Origin of the sequence: Streptomyces herbicida (assembly GCF_032656585.1) — a bacterium.
Classification (GTDB): Bacteria; Actinomycetota; Actinomycetes; order Streptomycetales; family Streptomycetaceae; genus Streptomyces; species Streptomyces herbicida.
The window spans coordinates 135,652-156,241 of record NZ_JAUYWJ010000016.1 but is presented as its reverse complement, the minus strand read 5'-3'; the positions used below and the strand labels follow the sequence as shown (position 1 = coordinate 156,241).

Annotated in this window: 14 protein-coding genes and 1 pseudogene; 6 read left to right on the top strand and 9 right to left on the bottom strand. The window is 71.4% G+C overall.

Translation table 11 applies throughout. From position 1 onward, the window contains the following. The first annotated feature begins 119 nt into the window (after positions 1 to 119). Together Q8A52_RS31180 and Q8A52_RS31175 are read left to right on the top strand one after the other, a co-directional pair. Positions 120 to 1,127, top strand: coding sequence for an aldo/keto reductase (locus Q8A52_RS31180; protein WP_316757492.1), 1,008 nt, complete (start codon positions 120 to 122; stop codon positions 1,125 to 1,127). 29 nt (positions 1,128 to 1,156) lie between these two features. Beyond that, on the top strand, positions 1,157 to 1,744 hold the full coding sequence (locus Q8A52_RS31175) for a TetR family transcriptional regulator (RefSeq protein ID WP_316757490.1): 588 nt from the start codon (positions 1,157 to 1,159) through the stop codon (positions 1,742 to 1,744). A 68-nt stretch (positions 1,745 to 1,812) separates the two neighbouring features. Here the strand turns inward: Q8A52_RS31175 and Q8A52_RS31170 are convergent, their stop codons facing one another. The 3 genes from Q8A52_RS31170 to Q8A52_RS31160 form a co-directional block, all read right to left on the bottom strand. After that, positions 1,813 to 2,973: a serine hydrolase domain-containing protein gene (locus Q8A52_RS31170; protein ID WP_316757488.1), complete on the bottom strand. Its 1,161-nt coding sequence runs from the start codon at positions 2,971 to 2,973 to the stop codon at positions 1,813 to 1,815. A gap of 58 nt (positions 2,974 to 3,031) precedes the next feature. Further along, complete coding sequence (locus Q8A52_RS31165) at positions 3,032 to 3,250, bottom strand: hypothetical protein (protein ID WP_316757487.1); 219 nt, start codon at positions 3,248 to 3,250, stop codon at positions 3,032 to 3,034. Positions 3,251 to 3,361: 111 nt separating this feature from the next. Beyond that, positions 3,362 to 4,789 (bottom strand): MFS transporter, encoded by a 1,428-nt coding sequence (locus Q8A52_RS31160; RefSeq protein ID WP_316757484.1) that lies wholly within the window; start codon positions 4,787 to 4,789, stop codon positions 3,362 to 3,364. 101 nt (positions 4,790 to 4,890) lie between these two features. On the opposite strand from Q8A52_RS31160, the gene Q8A52_RS31155 reads away from it, so the two are divergent. After that, positions 4,891 to 5,811 (top strand): helix-turn-helix transcriptional regulator, encoded by a 921-nt coding sequence (locus Q8A52_RS31155; protein ID WP_316757482.1) that lies wholly within the window; start codon positions 4,891 to 4,893, stop codon positions 5,809 to 5,811. Here Q8A52_RS31155 and Q8A52_RS31150 read toward each other — a convergent pair. Continuing rightward, the gene (locus Q8A52_RS31150) at positions 5,769 to 7,214 is read right to left on the bottom strand and encodes an MFS transporter (RefSeq protein WP_316757480.1); all 1,446 of its coding nucleotides are present in this window, start codon (positions 7,212 to 7,214) and stop codon (positions 5,769 to 5,771) included. The two genes, Q8A52_RS31155 and Q8A52_RS31150, sit on opposite strands and share 43 nt — an antisense overlap. A gap of 131 nt (positions 7,215 to 7,345) precedes the next feature. On the opposite strand from Q8A52_RS31150, the gene dusB reads away from it, so the two are divergent. Then, entirely contained in the window at positions 7,346 to 8,512 is a 1,167-nt protein-coding gene (dusB, locus tag Q8A52_RS31145) for a tRNA dihydrouridine synthase DusB (protein WP_316757478.1), read from the top strand. Here dusB and Q8A52_RS31140 read toward each other — a convergent pair whose 3' ends face one another. The 3 genes from Q8A52_RS31140 to Q8A52_RS31130 all read right to left on the bottom strand — a co-directional run bounded on the left by Q8A52_RS31140 (position 8,513) and on the right by Q8A52_RS31130 (position 14,416). Then, entirely contained in the window at positions 8,513 to 10,081 is a 1,569-nt protein-coding gene (locus Q8A52_RS31140; protein ID WP_408649283.1) for a sulfatase-like hydrolase/transferase, read from the bottom strand. It abuts the gene before it with no gap. Positions 10,082 to 11,003: 922 nt separating this feature from the next. Beyond that, positions 11,004 to 12,941 carry an amylo-alpha-1,6-glucosidase gene (locus tag Q8A52_RS31135; protein WP_316757476.1) on the bottom strand — a complete coding sequence of 646 codons (1,938 nt, stop codon included), beginning with the start codon at positions 12,939 to 12,941 and terminating at the stop codon, positions 11,004 to 11,006. Continuing rightward, positions 12,938 to 14,416 (bottom strand): MGH1-like glycoside hydrolase domain-containing protein, encoded by a 1,479-nt coding sequence (locus Q8A52_RS31130; protein ID WP_316757473.1) that lies wholly within the window; start codon positions 14,414 to 14,416, stop codon positions 12,938 to 12,940. The genes Q8A52_RS31135 and Q8A52_RS31130 overlap by 4 nt, the downstream gene beginning before the upstream one ends. 123 nt (positions 14,417 to 14,539) lie before the next feature. Here Q8A52_RS31130 and Q8A52_RS31125 point away from each other — a divergent pair, with 123 nt between their 5' ends. Beyond that, positions 14,540 to 15,760 (top strand): ROK family protein, encoded by a 1,221-nt coding sequence (locus tag Q8A52_RS31125; RefSeq protein ID WP_316757471.1) that lies wholly within the window; start codon positions 14,540 to 14,542, stop codon positions 15,758 to 15,760. A gap of 435 nt (positions 15,761 to 16,195) precedes the next feature. Continuing rightward, on the top strand, positions 16,196 to 18,916 hold the full coding sequence (gene ppdK, locus Q8A52_RS31120; protein ID WP_316757469.1) for a pyruvate, phosphate dikinase: 2,721 nt from the start codon (positions 16,196 to 16,198) through the stop codon (positions 18,914 to 18,916). Between the two features lie 142 nt (positions 18,917 to 19,058). Here ppdK and Q8A52_RS31115 read toward each other — a convergent pair whose 3' ends face one another. Further along, a complete protein-coding gene (locus Q8A52_RS31115; RefSeq protein ID WP_316757467.1) occupies positions 19,059 to 19,625 on the bottom strand; it encodes a DUF4232 domain-containing protein in 567 nt (188 codons plus the stop codon). Positions 19,626 to 19,667: 42 nt separating this feature from the next. Further along, positions 19,668 to 20,507: pseudogene (locus Q8A52_RS31110) on the bottom strand (sensor histidine kinase); the annotation flags it as partial. Positions 20,508 to 20,590 lie beyond the last annotated feature (83 nt).

Here is a 20,590-nt window from a genome sequence, read left to right as displayed (position 1 = left end):
GACAGTGCTCGTGGTCCAGACCTCTCGTCAATAGGTCTGGACCAAAACGCACCCCGCGAGCGATCGCCTGACAGATGACAGATATTGAAATCTGTCATCTGTCATGCCATGGTGGATGCATGACGACGAAGACCCGAACCCTCGGAACCACCGGCCCCCAGGTCTCCGCCCTCGGCCTCGGCTGCATGGGCATGTCCGCGCTGTACGGCGAGGCGGACCGGGGTGAGGCCATCGCCACCATCCACGCCGCGCTGGAGGCCGGCGTGAACCTGCTCGACACCGGCGACTTCTACGCCATGGGCCACAACGAGATGCTGATCGGCGAGGCCCTGCGCGGTGCGCCCGCGGCCCGCCGCGAACAGGCGCTGGTCAGCGTGAAGTTCGGCGCGCTGCGCGACCCGGAGGGAGGCTGGAGCGGCTACGACGGCCGCCCGGCGGCGGTGAAGAACTTCGCCGCGTACTCCCTCCAGCGCCTGGGCGTCGACCACCTCGACGTCTACCGGATCGCCCGCCGCGACCCGGACGTGCCGATCGAGGAGACGGTCGGCGCCATCGCGGAACTGGTCGAGAAGGGATACGTCCGGCACATCGGCCTCAGCGAGGTCGACGCCGAGACGATCCGCCGCGCCGCAGCCACCGCGCCCATCTCGGACCTCCAGATCGAGTACTCGCTCATCTCCCGCGGCATCGAGGAGTCGATCCTGCCGACCACCCGTGAGCTGGGCATCGGCATCACCGCGTACGGCGTCCTGTCCCGGGGGCTGATCTCCGGCCACTTCACGCGCGACCGGCAGCTCGCCGCGAACGACTTCCGGGCGCACTCGCCCCGCTTCCAGGGTGAGAACCTCCAGCACAACCTCGACCTCGTCGAGGCGCTGCGCAAGATCGCCGAGCAGAAGGGCGTGAGCGTGGCCCAGATCGCGATCGCCTGGGTCCTGTCCCGCGGCGCGGACATCGTGCCGCTGATCGGCGCCCGCACCCGGGAGCGGCTCGACGAGTCGCTGGGCGCCCTGGACGTCACGCTGGACGAGGCCGATCTGCGGGCGATCGAGGAGGCCGTACCGGCGGACGCGGCGGCGGGCGACCGTTACCCGGCCGCGCAGATGCCACACCTCGGGACCAAGTAGTGCGACCGGCGCCGGGTACGGTCTAGGCCATGGCACCCAGCACCGAGACCCTGACCGCCGAGCGCATCCTCGAGGCGACCGAGGAGGTGCTGCGCCGCCACGGCCCGGCGAAGGCCACCGTGGTGGACGTGGCCCGCGCGCTCGGCGTCAGCCACGGCAGCGTCTACCGGCACTTCCGTACGAAGGCCGCGCTGCGGGAGGCGGTGACCAAGCGGTGGCTGGACCGCACGTCGGAGGCGCTGTCCGGCATCGTCACCGCCGACCGGGACCCCGAGTCCCGGCTGCGGGACTGGCTGGCCGGCCTGTTCGCGGCCAAGCGGCGCAAGGCGGGCGACGACCCCGAACTCTTCCGCACCTACACGGTGCTCGCCGAGGAGAACGTCACGGCGGTCGCCGACCACATCGCCGACCTGACCGCCCAGCTGACCCGGATCATCCAGGACGGCACCACCACCGGCACCTTCGCCGCCCCCGACGCGACCGGCACCGCCCGCGCCGTCTTCCAGGCGACGGGCCGCTTCCACGACCCGGGCTACGCACGCGAGTGGGAACGGCCCGGAGCCGACGAGGAGTTCACGGCGGTGGTGGACCTGCTGGTCCGGGGGCTGCGAGCCTAGGTCCTGTCGTCAAATCCCCGTCGTCCGCCCGGAGTGCGGGCCCGGCGCGAACCTCCGGCCGGCTGCGTTCAGCGCGGCGCGGCGCTCGCCGTGCACCTCCAGAAGTCCCGCATCAGCGGGGGCGGGACCGGGTTCTGCATGGCCACCTGGGTCAGCAGGATCGTGATCGTGCCGGTGGGCGGGACGATGTGGGCCGTGGTGCCCGTGCCGCCGACCCAGCCGTAGCGGCCGGGGACGTTCCACGGCTCGGCGGGGGTGACGTCCACCTGGCCGCCGTAGCCCCAGCCCTGGCCCTCCAGGAAGAGGGCGCCCAGTTCGCGCTGGGCCGCGGTGAGATGGTTCGTCGTCATGCGGCTCACCGAGGTCGGGGACAGCAGCCGGTGGCCGTTGCCCTCGCCGCCGTTCAGGAGCATGCGGGCGAAGGCCAGATAGTCGTCGGCCGTCGAGGCCAGCCCTCCGCCGCCCGACGGGAAGGCCGGCACTCGCCTCCAGTCGCCGTCCGGCGTGTCCGCCGGCTCCAGCGTGCCCTCGTCGGGACCTGGGCGGTAATAGCTCGTGAAGCGGTGCCGCTTCGAGGCCGGGACCTCGAACCCCGTGTCCGTCATGCCGAGCGGCTCGAAGACCCGCTCCGCGAGGAACTCCGGGAGCGTACGCCCCGACGCCCGCGCCACCAGGACGCCCTGCAGGTCGGAGCACGTCTGGTAGAGCCACGCCTCGCCGGGCTGGTACAGCAGCGGTACCCGGGCGAGCGCGGCCACCCAGGTGTCCGGGTCCGGGTACTCCTGCGGGGCGCGGCCGTCCTTCTGGACCTCGAACAGGGCGCCCACCGCCGGGAGCGAGAAGTCGGACGGGAAGCCCCAGCCCGCCCGCGAGCTGAGCAGATCCTCCACCGTGATCGGGCGGGCGGCCGGCACGAGGTCGTCCAGGGGGCCGTCCGGGGTCCGGACCACCATCGGCTTCGACAGCTCCGGCAGCCATGCGTCCACCGGGTCGTCGAGCCCGATCCGGCCGTCCTCCACCAGCATCAGCACCGCCGCCGCGGTGACCGGCTTGGTGATCGACGCGATCCGGAACACCGAGTCCCGGGCCATCGGGGCGGAGCCGTCGGCGTCCACGGAGCCGATAGCCACGACCTCGACCTCGTCACCGCGGGCGACCAGGCCCACGGCGCCGGGCACCGAGCCCTCGTCCAAGTGCCTTCGCAGGGTGTCGTACAGGGTGCTGGTCATGTCCGGCCTTCCGGTGCGGGGGCGTCGTACCGGGTACGACTCTCCGCGCGGCCGGAACTCATCGGGCCGGCTGAACCGCCGTCGGGTCCACCGTGGCCTGGTGCGCCTCGGCGAGATGCTCCTCGGCCTTCAGCCAGGGCAGGAACTGTGCCCCTTTGCGCCAGCCGCACGTTTCACATCTGATCGTGCGCTGTACTCCCGTGCGTTGCACCAGGACCACGTGCTCCCGCCCGTGTCCGTCCCAGCGGCTCACCTTGCTCGAGCTGATCTGCGGCATGACGCCTCCAGCGTCCCCGTCCGGTGAATCTCGAACAGCTAGGAGTGTGCAGCAAGACCAACATCAACAGGGGGTCTTGTGCGGCGAGTTGGCCAAGCTGTGGCCAACGCGTCAGCTGATCGTTCTCGGCAGGCGCAGGCTCAGCAGACCGGTGAGGGCCACCCCCGCCAGCTGGACCAGCAGCGTTGTGACCAGGGCGTCCCGCATGCCGTGCCCCGGGACCAGGGAGAGGAACAGTGTGCCCAGCGTCGCCACGCCCAGCGCCAGGGCCGACTGCTGCGTGGTCACCATCACACCGCTGCCGACGCCCGCCCGGACCGACGGCACCTCGGACAGCACGATCCGCATCACGACGGGCAGTTGGAGCGCCTGCCCCGCACCGGCGACGGCGACACCGGGGAGCAGCTCGACGAAGCCCAGGCCGGGCCAGTCGCGCCAGGCGGCCAGCGCGATCAGCGCGACCCCCACCCCCTGGATCAGCGAACCGGCGGTCACCACACGGCTGCCGTACCGGGCCACCAGGCGCGGCCCGGCGAGCGAGACGAGGAAGAACGCCACGGCCATCGGAGCGAGCGCCAGCCCCGCCGGGACCGGGCCGAGGCCCGCGCCGCTCTGCAGCGCCACCGCGATCACGAACATGAAGCCGCTGAAGCCGATCGAGAACGGCACCATCAGCACCAGCCCCCGGCGCAGCGACGCCTGCGCGAACAGGCTCGGCGGGACGAGCGGGGTGCGCCCGTTTCGGTCCGCGCGGCGCTCCACCGCGTAGAACAGCCCGGCCGCGACCGGGAACGCGGCCAGCGACAGCCACGTCCACAGCGGCCAGCCCGCCGCCCGGCCCTCGGTGAGCGGGACGAGAAGCGCGAGCAGGGACAGTGCGAGCAGGACCGTGCCGGGGCCGTCGACCGGCTCGGGCCGCTGCGACCGGGTCTCCGGTACGACGCGGGCGGCGAGGACCAGGCCGAGGACGACGACCGGCACATTGACGAGGAACACCGCGCGCCAGCCGCTGCCCGCTATGTCCGCGGCGACCAGGACCCCGCCCAGGATCTGGCCCGCCACCATGGACAGGCCCGCCGTGGCTCCGTACAGGCTCATCGCCCTCGCGCGGCGCGTGCCCGTGGTGGCGGCCTGGATGGTGGCGAGCACCTGCGGCAGCATCGCGGCGGCCGAGGCGCCCTGCGCGACCCGTGCCACGACCAGGCTCCAGGCACCCGGTGCCAGCCCGCAGGCCAGCGAGGTCAGGCCGAAGGCGGCCATGCCGCCGAGAAAGAGCCGGCGCCGGCCGAACAGGTCGCCGAGCCGCCCGCCGAGGACCAGCAGGACGGCGTACGCGACGCCGTACCCGGCGACGACGAGTTCGAGGACGGCCTCACCCGCGGCGAGGTCCCTGCCGATGGTGGGCAGGGCGACGTTGACGATGAAGAAGTCGACCAGAGGGAGGGCCGCGGCCAGCAGTACGGTGAAGAGTCCCAGGCCGCCGAGTGAGGGAGACACGGCCGGGGACCGGACTGTCGGTGTGGTGACGGTTTCGGTCATGATCCCGAGCCTGCTCCGCGGCTCAGACTGGTACCAGAGTGTTCTTATCCTGGTAGAAGAAGTACCTGGAAACAGGCTTCGCGCAAGGGCAGTCTGGAGGCATGACGACCATGGCCCAAGCGGCGCCCGCCCAGCCGGTGCGGGGCTCGGAGATCCGGCGGCACGAGCTGGCCGCCTTCCTGCGCAGCCGCCGTGAGCGGATCTCCCCGGAGCAGGTGGGGCTGCCGCGCGGCGCGCGCCGCCGGACCCCGGGCCTGCGCCGCGAGGAGGTCGCGCACCTCTCCGCGGTCGGTGTCACCTGGTACACCTGGCTCGAACAGGCGCGGGACATCCAGGTCTCCGTACAGGTGCTGGACGCGCTGGCCCGCACGCTCATGCTCGACGCCAGCGAACGCGGCCACCTCTTCCAACTGGCCGGTGCCACCGACCCCACGCCCGCGGCGAGCTGTCAGACCGTGACCCCGGCCCTGCGCGAGATGCTGCGCAGGCTGGAGCCGGTCCCGGCCTGCATCCAGAACAGCCGGTACGACATCCTCGCCTACAACCGCACCTACGGCCGGCTTCTCGGCGACCTCGACGCCGTACCGCCCGAGGACCGCAACTGCATGCTGCTCGTCTACACCAACCCCGACTGGCGGCAGGCGATCGTCCGTCTCGAGGAGACCAGGCGGCTGATGGCCGCGCGGCTGCGCGCCTCGATGGCCGGCCATCTCGGCGAGCCCGCCTGGAAGATGCTGATCAAGCGGCTGACGGCGGAGTCGGCGGAGTTCCGGGCCAACTGGGACCGGTACGAGGTCGTCAACGCCCGCACCAAGATCAAGTACTTCCGCAACCGGGACGTGGGCCTGCTCACCGTGGAGCACACGGACCTGTGGCTGAGCCCCGAGGCCGGGGCCCGGATGGTGACGTACGTGCCGGCGGACGAGGAGTCCCGGGAGCGGCTGGAGAAGCTGTACGCCCTCGCCCTCGCGCAGCAGGATCAGGCGATGACGCCCGCCGCCTCCCTGGCCTCCGGCGACTGAAGCCGCTGAGCGGTGCGCTCGGCCGTGCGGCGGGCCCAGCGGCCGCTGGTGAGCATGCCGAGGACGAGCACCGCGAGGCCGCACACCGTGAGGATCCACCACCCCGGCCGGGCCGCCGACACGAACACGTCCCGGTACGGCGACGCGCCCACCCCGGAGGCCAGCACGGCCCCGACCACGGCCACGCCCAGCGTCTGCCCCAGCTGCCTGCTGGTGGAGGCCACGGCTGCGGCCACCCCGGCCTGGGCGCGCGGCATCCCCGACACCGCCGTGTTGGTGATCGGCGCGTTGACGAAGCCGAAGCCGATGCCGAACAGGACGTACCCGGCGAACAGCGTGGCGTCCGACGTCTCCGCCTCGAACGCGGCGAACAGCACCCCGCTCGTGGTCATCGCCAACCCCGCGATCAGCAGCGGCAGACGCGGTCCCCGGCTGCCCACGAGCCGTCCGGACAGTGGCGCGCACAGGAACGTCGGCACCGCCATCGGCAGCATCCACAGTCCCGCGTGCAGCGCGTCGAGCCCGCGCACGTTCTGCAGGTACAGCGTGGACAGGAACAGGAAGCCGCCCAGCGCCGCGAACGCGCTGATCGCGATCACCGTGGCGCCGCTGAACGGCACCGAACGGAAGAAGCGCAGTTCGACGAGGGGTTCGTCGCGCCGGGGTTCGTACCAGAGCAACCCGAGCAGTGCGGCGAGGGCCACGGCGGCGAACGGCGCCACCGTGCCGGGGCCGGAGGAGGGCGCCTCGATGATCGCGTACGTCAGCGAGCCGAACAGCGCGATCACCAGCAGCTGGCCGACGGGGTCCGGGCGGCGGGCCTTGGGCGCGCGTGACTCGGGGACGTAGCGCAGGGTGAGGAGCAACGCGGCGAGGCCCACCGGCAGATTGACCCAGAAGATGGAGCGCCAGCCGACCGACTCCACCAGCAGGCCGCCGACCAGTGGGCCGGCGGCCATGGATATGCCGACGACCGCGCCCCATACGCCGATGGCGCGGGCGCGCTCACGTGGGTCGGTGAAGGTGTTGGTGATGATCGACATGGCGACCGGGTTGAGCATGGAGCCGCCGATCGCCTGGAGCATGCGGAACGCGATCAGTGTGTCGAGGCTGGGCGCGAGGGAGCAGAGCAGCGAGCCGAGCGAGAACACGATCAGGCCCGCCATGAAGACCCTCTTGCGGCCGACCCGGTCGGCCGTCGAGCCCGCGAGCATCAGCAGGGAGGCCAGCACCAGCGTGTAGGCGTCGATCGTCCACTGCAGCCCCGACGTACCTGCGTCCAGTTCGTGCTGCATCGACGGCAGCGCGACGTTCAGGGCGGTGACGTCGAGGCTCACGATCAGCAGGCTCATACAGCAGACCGCGAGGACCAGTTGGCGTCGGCGAGGGCTGAGCTCGGGCATGCGCTCCATCGTACGCCGATTTCAATAGTGCGTCTAACTAATGACCGATACATGATCATTGCCCGTGATCGTCGCCGCCGGTTGTCCACAGGGCCGGACGAGCACGGCGAGCCATACGGGACAATGGGGGAATGCCCAAGCCCGCGTCCCCTCTCCAGATCGGCCCGCACACCGTCCAGCCGCCCGTTGTGCTGGCCCCCATGGCCGGTATCACCAACGCTCCCTTCCGCACCCTGTGCCGGGAGTTCAGCGGTGGCAAGGGCCTGTTCGTGAGCGAGATGATCACGACCCGGGCGCTGGTCGAGCGCAACGAGAAGACGATGCAGCTGATCCACTTCGACGCGACCGAGAAGCCGCGCTCGATCCAGCTGTACGGCGTCGACCCGGCCACCGTCGGCAAGGCCGTCCGCATGATCGCGGAGGAGGACCTCGCCGACCACATCGACCTGAACTTCGGCTGCCCGGTCCCGAAGGTGACGCGCAAGGGCGGCGGCTCGGCCCTGCCCTACAAGCGCAACCTGCTGCGGGCGATCCTGCGCGAGGCGGTCTCCGGGGCCGGTGACCTGCCGGTCACGATGAAGATGCGCAAGGGCATCGACGACGACCACATCACCTATCTCGACGCCGGACGCATAGCCGTCGAGGAGGGCGTGACCTCCATCGCGCTGCACGGCCGCACCGCCGCCCAGCACTACGGCGGCACGGCGGACTGGGACGCCATCGCCCGCCTCAAGGAGCACGTCCCGGAGATCCCGGTCCTCGGCAACGGCGACATCTGGTCGGCCGAGGACGCGCTGCGCATGGTGCGGGAGACGGGCTGCGACGGGGTGGTCGTCGGCCGCGGGTGCCTCGGCCGGCCGTGGCTGTTCGCGGACCTGGTGGCGGCCTTCGAGGGGCGGACTCAGGCCCCTGCCGGAGGCACCGATGGATACAGTGCGCGGCCATCCCTGCGCGAGGTCGCCGACGTCATGGTCCGGCACGCCACTCTGCTCGGCGAGTGGATCGGCGACGAGTCGCGGGGCGTCATCGACTTCCGCAAGCACGTCGCCTGGTATCTGAAGGGCTTCTCGGTCGGCTCCGAGATGCGCAAGCGGCTCGCGATCACGTCCTCGCTGGAGGAACTGCGCGCCGGCCTCGACGAACTGGACCTCGACCAGCCCTGGCCCGTCGGCGCCGACGGGCCCCGCGGCCGTACGTCCGGCAACAACCGAGTGGTGCTGCCGGACGGCTGGCTGAAGGACCCGTACGACTGTGCCGGCATCAGCGAGGACGCCGAGCTGGACACCTCCGGCGGCTGATCAGCCCTTCTTGGGGTGCGGCGTCGAGCCGTACGCCGTCAGGAAGCGGTCGCGGAAGGAGCTCATCTTCCACACCGGCGCGTTGTGCGCGGGGCGCAGGCCGTCCGTCCAGTTCCAGTCGGCGATCTTGTCGAGGACCTTCGGGTCCTTGGCGACGATCGAGATCGGCACGTCACGGCTGGCGTGGTTGCCGCTGACCCGGGCGATGGGCTGGTGGTCGCCGAGGAAGACGAGCACGGTGTTGTCGTTGCCGTAGCGCTCCAGCCACTGGGTCAGGGCGGTCACCGAGTACTGGATCGACTTGCCGTACTCCTGCCGGGACTTGGTGGTGTCGGCGATGACGTCGGACGCCTTGTTGCCCGCCGCCTGGATGCCCTTGAAGATCGAGCCGTCGCCCAGCTGGTCCCAGCCGACCATCTTCGGGATCGGTGCCCACGGCTGGTGGCTGGAGGTCAGGATGATCTCCGACATCAGCTGCTTGCCGTCGGCGCGCTTCTGGCTGTGCACCCGCTGCTGGAACTGCTCCAGCGCGTACTGGTCGGGCATGGTCGACCAGCTGAACTTCGGCCCCTTGTAGCCCACCTGGAAGGCGTTGTAGACCTTGTCGAGGCCGTAGTACTTCTGCTCCGGCCAGCCCTTCTGCACGCCCGGCATCACGCCGACCGTGTCATAGGCGCCGGTCTTCTTGAACACCTTGGTCAGGCTGAGGTGGTCGCTGGCCATCACGGTGCGGTAGCGCTGCTGGTTGCTGATCCACAGGCCCGACAGCGTGGTGGAGTGGCCGAGCCAGCTGCTGCCGCCGTACGTCGCCGACGTCAGCCAGCCGCTCTTCGCGTGGAAGCCCGCCTTCGCCAGGGCCGCCGTGCGCTCGTCGAGCGTCTTGTCGACGCCGGGCGCCTCGATCGGGTCCTCGACGGCGCTGCGGCCGTAGCTCTCGATGAACGTGAAGATCATGTCCTTGCCGCGCAGATCGGGGACCAGCTGGTCGGCCGGGGTGTTGCCGAACTTGTCGACCTTGGCGACCTTCGCGAACTCCGCCTCGTCCCGGAGCGTGTCCCGCACGGTCCGCGCCTGGACCTTCAGCACACCGGCGGTGTGCTGAGAGGCGATCGGGATGCCGCCCACGGTGAGGCCGAGCGCGGTGCAGGTGATCCAGACCGTGCCGACGATCAGCGTGGCCTTCGAGGTCCTGGCCCGGTGCTTCGCCAGCTGGTTGCCGAGCCGCACGGTGGCCAGGGCGACGAGCGTCATCAGCAGGAAGACGAGGAGCACGACGCCGACCGTGATGCCCATCTCGGCCGTCCCGCCCAGGGTGTCGTCGAGGTAGGCGCGGGCGTCGTTGAACAGGGACCAGTCCAGGATGATGTTGAAGTGCCGGCCCAGGTACTCGTTGAACCCCATGTCGAGCATGTTCAGCACGGTGATCGCGCCGAGCAGCGCGCCGGACAGCGCCGAGACCACCAGCCGGGACTTCCGCGGCAGGCTGAGCAGCACCACCGCGCCCATGACCGCCTCGGCCGGCAGCCGCAGGAACTCGACGGGCTTCAGATTGCCGAGGGTGCTCGGCATCTGGAGGCATATGTAGACGAGGGCGGCGGACAGCACGGTGGTGACGACGGAGAGGACACGTGCGGCGGTGGGGTGCTTGGCCCGCCGGCCGTGCCAGAACCGCCGTATGCGCCCGCCGGAACGGAGGGCCGGGGCTTCGGGGGCGGCCGCGGTGGCGGGGGAATCGGAGGCAGGGGCTTCGGCGCCGGCTTCCGTGTCGCCGGTCGCCTCGGCGTCGGGCTTCGCGTCGACGGGGGCTCCGGCGTCGGGTTCCGTGTCGGCGGCGGATTCCTCGGCCTCGGCCGGCACCCCGCCTGCGGCCGGGCGGTCGGCCTCGGTGGCGAGAGCCGGGGTGCCGGAAACAGCAGGGGCCAGACGTGAGGTGTCGCTCCCGGCGTCCTCCTGCGGGGCAGCCTTTCCGCCCTCGGCCGCCGCGGCACGCGTGGACTCGGCACGGCCGGACTCGGCCCGAGTGGACTCAGCAGGCGTGGACTCGGCCCGCGCCGACTCGGCCCCGGCAGCCGCCGCACCGTCGGACGCGGGCTCGTCGTCTCGGGGCTTGCCCGTCGTGGGGCCGCTCTCCTGCGCCTCGGCCCTGCTCACGGCCGCGGCCGCCGTGGGCTCGGCCTCCTCGGTGCCGGGCGCCTCGGCCCGCGGCGTACCGCCCGCTTCCGCTCCGGCGGGAACGACCTCGGTCGCCCGGGCCTCCGGCTCCTTGACCGCGATCCCCTCGGCGGAGCCGCTGGGTTCCCCGGCCGTACTGCGTGACTGGCGCGTGCTCGTGTGCTGAGGCAACCCGAAGGTCCTTCCCTGCGAGACCCGTGAACGGAACGGCGGGCCACGCTGGGGAGGCAAGGGCCCGCCGCCTTCCCGTACGGTTCGCCCCCGGTGCCTGTTCAGGGCCCCGGGCAAACACCCGGCAAACGGCTCGTCAACAGTCTTGCTAGGCGCCCCCGACGGCCGTGAGCAGGGCCAACGGGGCTGCCGCGGAACGGGACTCCCGGACGCACGCGTGCGGATAGGGGACCGGCTCCGCATGGGTGTCGCGGCCATAGCCGGCGAGGACCTCGGGGAGCCGGTGGCCGGTCGCGGTGGCCGCGTCGACCAGGGCGTGGGCGACCGTACGGGCCTCGTCGTGCAGGCCGTAGCGGGCCAGGCCCAGGGTGATCAGCGCGTTGTCGTGCGGCCAGACCGAACCCCGGTGGTACGAGAGGGGGTGGTACGCCGGCTGACCGGACGCCAGGGTGCGTACACCCCAGCCCGAGAAGAAGTCCGGTTCCAGGAGCCGCCGGCCCACCACCTCGCCGTACTCCTTGTCCAGGAGGCCGGACCACAGCAGATGCCCCGCGTCGGACGCCAACGCGTCGACCTGGCGGCCCTCCCCGTCCAGCGCGAGCGCCGGGAAGGAGTGCTCCGGCATCCAGAAGTCCCGCTGGAAGCGGTCGCGCAGGTCGGCGGCGGCCTGTTCGAGCAGGGCCGCGTAGGTCTCGTCCTCCCAGGCGGTGCGCGCCACCGACGCCGTGCGGCGCAGCGCGTCGTAGGCGTACCCCTGGGCCCCCGCCGCCATCACCGGGCCGCTTGCGCGGGTGCCGTCGGCCGAGCAGATGGCGCCCGGGGAGTCCTTCCAGTTCTGGTTGGCGAGGCCGCCCCGGTCGGCCCGGTAGACCAGATAGCCGCGCGAGGTCAGCCCGCCGTGGTCCAGCATCCAGCCGACGGCCGCGCGGGCGTGGGGCTCCAGACGGCGGGCCAGGGCCGAGTCCCCGGTCCGCTCGAGGTACGCGCCGAGCAGGATCAGGAACAGCGGGGTCGCGTCGACCGAGCCGTAGTACCGCCTGAACGGCACCTGCCCGAAGTGCGCCAGCTCCCCGTGCCGTACCTCGTGCACGATCTTGCCGGGCTGGGCCACCGAGGACGTCCCCGTCCGCGTCGCCTGGGTGGCGGCGAGCGCGGGGAGCGTGGCGGCGGCCAGCCTGGGGCGGTAGGGGAGGGCGAAGAGGGAGGTGAGGAGGGCGTCCCGGCCGAGGAGGGTCAGGAACCAGGGGGCCCCGGCCGCCGGTACGCGCAGTTCCTCGCCGTCGGGGCCGGTCGCCGGGACCTGGAGCGCGGCGAGGTCGGCGAGGCCGCGGGCACAGGCCGCCGCCAGCTCCGGCCAGCCCGTCGGGAAGGCCACCCCCTCCACGAACTCTCCCTCCAGCGCGAGGAGTTGCTCGTTCACGGCGGCCGGGGAGCTCGGCACGCGCAGCGCGCGCTTCTCGCCGTGCGGGCGGGCGATGACCCGCAGCACCAGCTCCGTCGTGCCGTGCGGTTCGAGGTCCAGGGTCCATACGAGGCGCCGGGCGCCGGTGCCGGTCTCCTCGACGCCGTCCGGGGCCGGGTCGGAGGTGATGGTCGTACAGGAGCGCCACTCACCGCGCCGGTAAGTGAACTCCACGCCGTCGTCGAGGATCTGGCGGGAGCGTACGACGCCGTTCTTGGTGTAGGTGCGGTGGTCGGAGCGGAGCTCGAACTGGTCGGCGAAGTCGGCGTCCGCGGTGATGGCCAGGCGCACCGTGGTCGGCACCGGGCGGTTGCTGGTCACCCGCAGAGACTCGACGAACGACGCGTCGCCGACGGCCTGTTCACGGAAGAGGGTGTGTGCGGGCGGCTCCGTGCGGCCACCGCGCGGTACGAGCACACAGCGCGCCCCGTCCCCGTCCGCGACGGGTGTGAGCGCCTCGGGCACCGCGCCGTCGATCGTCAGCTGCCAGCGGCTGAGGTGCCGGGCGTCACGCACGAATAACCCGTCCGGGGAGCTGTTGCCCCGTACGCCACTGATGTCACCGCGGTCGCCGACGGCGGCGAAGGACTCGCCGTGCACGAGCAGGTGATGTCGGTCCGTCATCCCCGGTCCCCTCCCTTGTCACTCCTGTGGAACGTTCCGGTGCCCGTGGGGGACACGCCGTTTTCCGATCGGGGTCCCCCCTGCTCGAACGAAAGCTGAGAGCTCGGGGGGTCGTGCAGCAGATCGAGCGCGAGGGCGGCGGTCCAGCCGAAGCCGGTCGCGCCGCACGCCTCGCCGGTGTACGGATCGACGTACTCCGCGAACCCGGTCGCGTCGGCCGTGCTCACGATCGCGGCCCGCAGCGCATCGGCCCGCTCCCGCTCGCCGTGCACCCGCAGCCCGCGTTCCACCAGCCAGCTCGTGTTGAACCAGGCCGGGCCCCGCCAGTAGCGGTGCGGGTCGAAGGCCTCGCCGAGCAGGTCGTAGCTCGGCACGAGGCGGGTGCCGTCGCCCAGGCCGAAGTGCGGGCCGGTGAGCGTGCGCACGAGCGCGGCGGCGATGCCCCGGGGCAGGCTGGGCAGCAGAAGGGGGATCAGTCCTGAGACACTGGGCTCGGGGACCGGCGCCCCGTGCTCGCCGTCCCGTACGTCCCGGCAGAAGAACATCCCCTCCGCCGGGTCCCACAGCCGCTCCACCAGCGCCGCCGTCAGCCGCTCCGCGCGCGCGTGCCGGGCCGTGCCGGTCGCGCCGAGCTCGTGGGCGATCCTGGCCAGCGCATGCTCCGAGGCGATGAGCAGGGCGTTGAAGGCCGGGTCCTCGACCGCGAACTCGCCCGGTCCGTCGGCGTATCCACGGTCCCGGTAGTCCGTCGCCAGCCGCACGTACCGTCCGTAGTCCAGATCCGTCGGCCGGTCCTCCGGTGCGCCGTGGTCGAGGTCGGCGCGGCGGAAGGAGCGGGCCGGGGCCGGGGTGATACGGGACAACGGGGCGTCCCAGCACGGGCTGTTGTCCATACCCTGTTCCCAGGGGTGCACGACGGACGGGAGACCGCCGCCGCCCAGGTCCCGCCGGTGCAGCAGATAGCGGTGCCAGGAGGCCAGCCGTGGGTAGACGCGGGTCAGGAAGCCGCGGGCCCGCGACAGCCCGGGGTCGGCGCAGTGCACCAGCCAGGCCGCCAGCGCGTGCACCGGTGGCTGCACGATGCCCGAGGTCTGTACGGTGCGCGGGGCGCCCGCAGCACGCCCCGCGGTCGAGGAGCGCCAGAAGTCGGGGCTCGGGAAGTAGGCGTCGAGCGGTACGGAGGGGTTGAACACGATGTGCGGGACGCGCCCGTCGGCCCACTGGGCGGCCAGCAGTGTCTCCAGCTCCGTCTGGGCCCGCAGGGGCGACAGATGCCGCAGCCCGATCGCGATGAACGCGGAGTCCCACGACCACTGGTGCGGATACAGACTGCGCGAGGGCACTGTGGAGGTGCCGGTCCAGTTGTCCTCCAGCACCCGGGCGGCCCTGACGTGCGGCGCATCCGCCGAAAGTGGCGGATCGTATGCAATGGCGCGCTCCGTGGGGCGGGCGGTGAGCTGGGCAGTGCGATCCACTCGGGGCTCCCCGAAAAAGACGTCCGGCCGATCAGGTTCGGCCGTGGCTACCGTAGGGTTACGTCTATTTAACACGCAAAACTCAATATGTAATGCAAACTTGAGAAACACAAGGGGGTGCGCATGACCGGACAGCCCGGCAGGACCGGCAAAGGTGGCAGTCAGGCCAGCGCCGGCGACCTGCTCGAACTGGTGCGCAGTAGGCGGGCGATCACCCGCGGTGCCCTGCAGCAGGCCACCGGGCTGTCCCGGGCCACCGTCGGACTGCGCCTCGACCGGCTGTTCCGGGCCGGCTGGCTGCGCGAGGGAGCGGGCGGTCCGGTGGACTCGCCGCTCGGCGGACGCCCCTCCATCACCCTGGAGTTCGACGACTCCCACGCGGTGGTGCTCGCAGCCGACCTCGACACCCGGCACGCCCGCGCGGCCGTCCTGTCCCTGACCGGCGAGATCCTCGCCGAGCACTCCGGCACGCTGGTCATCGAGGACGGCCCCGAGGTCGTCCTGGGTGAACTCGGCCACTGGTTCGCCGAGTTGCTGGAGAAGGCGGGGCACCGGGCCGACGAGGTGTGCGGGATCGGGCTCGCGGTGCCGGGCCCGGTCGACAGCGAGACCGGCCGGGTCGTACAGCCGCCGATCATGCCGGGCTGGGACGGTTACGACATACGCGGCCGACTCTCCCGCGCCTTCACCGAACACACCGGCGCATCCGCCGTGCCGGTGCTCGTGGACAACGACGCGAACCTCATGGCGTACGGCGAGCAGCGCACCGGACACCCGGACTGCTCGGCCTTCGTGCTCATCAAGGTGTCGACCGGTATCGGTGCCGGTGTCGTGGTGGGCGGCTCGATCTTCCGGGGCGCCGACGGCGGTGCCGGGGACATCGGGCACATCCGGGTGGGCGCGGAGGCGCTGTGCCGGTGCGGTTCGTACGGCTGTCTCGCCGCCGTCGCCAGCGGTGGCGCCGTGGCCCGACGGCTCGCGGAATCCGGTGTTCCGGCGGCCTCGGGCTCGGATGTGCGGGATCTGCTGGCCTCCGGGCACCCGGAGGCGGCCGCACTCGCCCGGGAGGCCGGGCGCCGGGTCGGGGACGTTCTGGCGACGGTCGTGACCCTGCTCAACCCCGGCGTGCTGATGATCGCCGGAGATCTGGCCGGAACACCCTTCCTCACCGGTGTCCGGGAACTGCTGTACCAGCGGGCGCTGCCCCGCTCGACGGCCCATCTGGACGTCGTCACCTCGCGGCTCGGGGAGCGGGCCGGGCTGGTCGGCGCGGGTGCGCTGGTCGTGGAGTACCTCTACGCACCTGAGCGGGTGGAGGAGCGGCTGACGGCGCTCGGGGTATGAGCGCCGTGCTTCGCCCCGCACCCCTGTGACGTCCTCGTTTCCGTCCCAAGTCACGTCCGCATGGTGAAATCCGGCTCGCTGTGACAGCGTGATTCTCGCCACCCTTGATAAGGGTTGCGCTCAGATGAGCGGATCTTGGGCGAATGCACTTCTCCAAGGGGTGGCACTCGGTGCCACCCCTTGATCGTTCATCGATCGAAAACAGACGTGCATGGGACCCGCTCATCTGAGCGGAAAACCGCACCTGTGGGCATGGATGCGTTCAAGAAGTGAAAACATCAGGCTGTCTTCGCTTGCCAAGCTTTGACTTTCGATCCGCTGGCGGACGAGTGGTTACAGGCGCATGACGCACAAGTAGACGTACCCAGGCGCCTTCGATCTGGGTATGTTCCTCGCCGTCAGGGCAGCCACCGCGGCCTCAAGGAGTCGAGACCCGTGTCGGAAAACAAAGAACCCCACGTAGCGAAGTTCGTTTACGACTTCACCGAGGGAAACAAGGACCTCAAGGACCTCCTGGGCGGCAAGGGTGCCAACCTCGCCGAGATGACCAACCTGGGACTCCCGGTCCCTCCCGGCTTCACGATCACCACCGAGGCGTGCAAGGTCTACCTCGACAGTGGGTCGGAGCCGGCGGCACTGCGTGACGAGGTGAGTGCGCACCTCGCCGCCCTCGAGGAGCGGATGGGCAAGAAGCTCGGCCAGGCCGACAACCCCCTCCTCGTGTCGGTCCGCTCGGGTGCCAAGTTCTCCATGCCCGGCATGATGGACACCGTCCTGAACATCGGCCTCTCCGACAAGTCGGTGCAGGGCCTGGCCAAGCAGGCCGGCGACGACCGCTTCGCGTGGGACTCCTACCGCCGCCTCATCCAGATGTTCGGCAAGACGGTCCTCGGCGTCGACGGCGAGCTCTTCGAGGAGGCCCTCGACGCGGCCAAGGAGGCCAAGAAGGTCACCGTCGACACGGACCTCGAGGCCGCCGACCTCAAGAAGCTGGTCACCAAGTTCAAGAAGATCGTCAAGACCGAGGCCGGCCGGGACTTCCCGCAGGACCCGCGCGAGCAGATGGACCTCGCCATCAAGGCGGTCTTCGACTCGTGGAACGGCGACCGCGCCAAGCTGTACCGCCGCCAGGAGCGCATCCCCGGCGACCTGGGCACCGCGGTGAACGTCTGCTCGATGGTCTTCGGCAACCTGGGCCCGGACTCCGGCACGGGCGTCGCCTTCACCCGTGACCCCGCCTCCGGCCACCAGGGCGTCTACGGCGACTACCTGCAGAACGCGCAGGGCGAGGACGTGGTCGCGGGTATCCGCAACACGGTCCCGCTCGCGGAGCTGGAGTCGATCGACAAGAAGTCGTACGACCAGCTCATGCAGATCATGGAGACCCTGGAGAACCACTACAAGGATCTCTGCGACATCGAGTTCACCATCGAGCGCGGCCAGCTCTGGATGCTCCAGACCCGCGTCGGCAAGCGCACCGCCGGTGCCGCCTTCCGTATCGCGACCCAGCTGGTGGACCAGGGCCTGATCGACGAGACCGAGGCGCTGCAGCGCGTCACCGGCGCCCAGCTGGCCCAGCTGATGTTCCCGCGCTTCGACGACAGCGCCAAGACCGAGCAGGTCGGCCGGGGCATCGCGGCCTCGCCGGGCGCGGCGGTCGGCAAGGCGGTCTTCGACTCGTACACCGCCGTCAAGTGGTCCCGCTCGGGCGAGAAGGTCATCCTGGTCCGCCGGGAGACCAACCCCGACGACCTGGACGGCATGATCGCGGCCGAGGGCATCCTGACCTCGCGCGGCGGCAAGACCTCCCACGCGGCCGTGGTCGCGCGCGGCATGGGCAAGACCTGTGTCTGCGGCGCCGAGGAGCTGGAGGTCGACACCAAGCGCCGCAGGATGACGGTGCCGGGCGGTCACGTCGTCGAGGAGGGCGATGTGATCTCCATCGACGGCTCCACGGGCAAGGTCTACCTGGGCGAGGTCCCGGTGGTCCCCTCCCCGGTCGTCGAGTACTTCGAGGGCCGGATGCACGCCGGCGCCGACGACGCCGACGAGCTGGTCGAGGCCGTGCACCGCATCATGGCCTTCGCCGACCGCAAGCGGCGCCTCCGCGTCCGCGCCAACGCGGACAACGCCGAGGACGCGCTGCGCGCCCGTCGCTTCGGCGCCCAGGGCATCGGCCTGTGCCGCACCGAGCACATGTTCCTCGGTGACCGCCGTGAGCTGGTCGAGCGCCTGATCCTGGCGGACACGGACACCGAGCGCGAGGAGGCCCTCAAGCAACTCCTCCCGCTGCAGAAGAAGGACTTCGTCGAGCTGTTCGAGGCGATGGACGGCCTGCCGGTCACGATCCGCCTCCTCGACCCGCCGCTGCACGAGTTCCTGCCCGACATCACCGAGCTGTCGGTCCGCGTCGCCCTCGCCGAGTCCCGCAAGGACGCCAACGAGAACGACCTGCGACTGCTCCAGGCCGTCCACCGGCTGCACGAGCAGAACCCGATGCTGGGCCTGCGCGGCGTACGCCTCGGCCTGGTCATCCCCGGCCTGTTCACCATGCAGGTGCGGGCCATCGCCGAGGCCGCGGCCGAGCGCAAGAACGCCAAGGGCGACCCGCGCGCCGAGATCATGATCCCGCTCGTCGGCACCGTCCAGGAGCTGGAGATCGTCCGCGAGGAGGCCGACCAGGTCATCGCGGAGGTCGAGGCGGCTACGGGCGTCCACCTGAAGCTGGCGATCGGCACGATGATCGAGCTGCCGCGCGCCGCGCTGACGGCGGACCAGATCGCGGAGGCGGCGGAGTTCTTCAGCTTCGGCACGAACGACCTGACCCAGACGGTGTGGGGCTTCTCCCGCGACGACGTCGAGGCCTCCTTCTTCACGGCCTACCTGGAGAAGGGCATCTTCGGAGTCTCCCCGTTCGAGACGATCGACAAGGACGGCGTCGGCTCGCTGGTGAAGGCGGCGGCCAAGGCGGGCCGTGAGACCCGCCCCGACCTGAAGCTCGGCGTCTGCGGCGAGCACGGCGGCGACCCCGAGTCGGTCCACTTCTTCCACGAGGTGGGTCTGGACTACGTCTCCTGCTCCCCGTTCCGCATCCCGGTCGCCCGCCTCGAGGCCGGCCGGGCGGCGACCCAGTCGGCGGGCAGCGACCACCGCTAGGCGCCACGGCCACCAGACCCCGGAGCTGTCGTCGGTCCCCGACCCTCAGACCGATCGGCGGCGGCTCCGGCGCACGAAAAAGGAGGGGCGGCACCCTGTGCGGGGGTGCCGCCCCTTCGGCGTGCTCGGTGTGTTCGGTGGGTCAGAAGGTGCCCTCCGTGTTGATCGGGCCGACTTGGAAGAGGTGGGAGCACGTGGTCCAGTGCGCGGGGACGAGGGTGGCGCCGTACGAGCCCGGCGGGTAGATCCGCAGATAGGTGCCGGTGCGCAGGCAGGGCCCGCCGATGGGACCGTTGCTGGTGCGGACGATTGCCGACGCGGAGTGCCCAGGGCCGAGCGTGACCGTGCCGTAGGACGAGCCGGAACGGCCGGCGGCCGGGCCGATCTGCCGGTGCGCGGTGTCGAGGACGCTGACGCCCGGGTAGCCGCGCAGGGCGCACTTGCTCGTACTGGTGTTGGTGAACCGGATGGGCTGGTAGAGCGAGCCGGCCGCGCCTTCCCCGCGGCCCATGGAGAGGTACAGCTCCTTCACGGCACAGGTGCGCGGACCGGCCGACGTCCGAGCCGACGCCTGAGCCGTGGTCGTTGCGGTGGTCGTTGCCGTCGCGTTCCCTGCGACGCCCGCGGTCGCGAGCGCCGCCGCGGCGGCGGTCAGGGCGGCCGTCAGGCCGCGCCGGGAGAGAAATCGAGTACGCAGATGCAGAAACATGGCGCATCCGCCTCCATCGGGCGAATGGGTAGATGCAGGTCGCTATGTTGGATGCACCTTCGACGGGAAAAGTTGTAGCGCGTGGTCAGCTGGCACGGGGTCCGTCTCGGATGCGGGATCGCCCTCCGGCGGCTGTTCCGCGGACGGCATGCGGACCACGGCGTCGAGGCCTCCCGTGGCCGCCGGACGCAGACTCACCTCTCCGCCGTCGGCGTGGGCCGGCCGTTGGGCCAGCGAGAGCCCCAGGCCCGTACCGCCCTTGGGGGCACCCGGCGCGCGCCAGAAGCGGTCGAAGGCGCGGGCCCGCTGTTCCGCCGTCATGCCCGGACCCTCGTCGGTGACGTGCAGGTCGACCCAGCACGGGCGGCTGTCGCGGAAGGGACGGTGCGCGGGGGTGTGGAGCCGTAGCTCCATGGTGACCGTGCTGCCGGGGGGAGAGACACGCAAGGCATTGGACAGGAGGTTGTCCAGGATCTGCTCGACGGCCCCGGGTACCGCGAGCACCGGGCCCACACTGCCGGCGAAGAGGACGAGCGAGACGTCCTCGCGCGCGAAGAGCGGCGCCCAGGTCCGGTGCCGCTCCGCGCAGACCGCGCCCACGTCGACCGGGACGGGGACGGCCGCGTCCTCCTCCAGGCGGGCCATGGCCAGCAGGCCCTCGACCAACCTGGCCATCCGGTCGGTCTCGGTGACGGCGGCGGCGAGGCTGGGCCGGGCATGCCGGGTGATGTCGGGCTCCAGGCTCTCCAGCCTGAGGCGCAGGGCCGCGAGCGGGGTCTTCAGCTGGTGCGAGGCCTCGCCGGCGAAGGCACGCTGGGACGCCAGCAGGTGTTCGAGGCGGGCGGCCGTGCTGTTGAAAGCCGCGGCAAGACTGCGGACTTCCGTCCTGGACACACGGCCCGCGCCGAGTGCGACCGAGCCGTGGCCGCCCCTAGGCTGAAGCCGTACAGCCAGGGGCGAGCCGG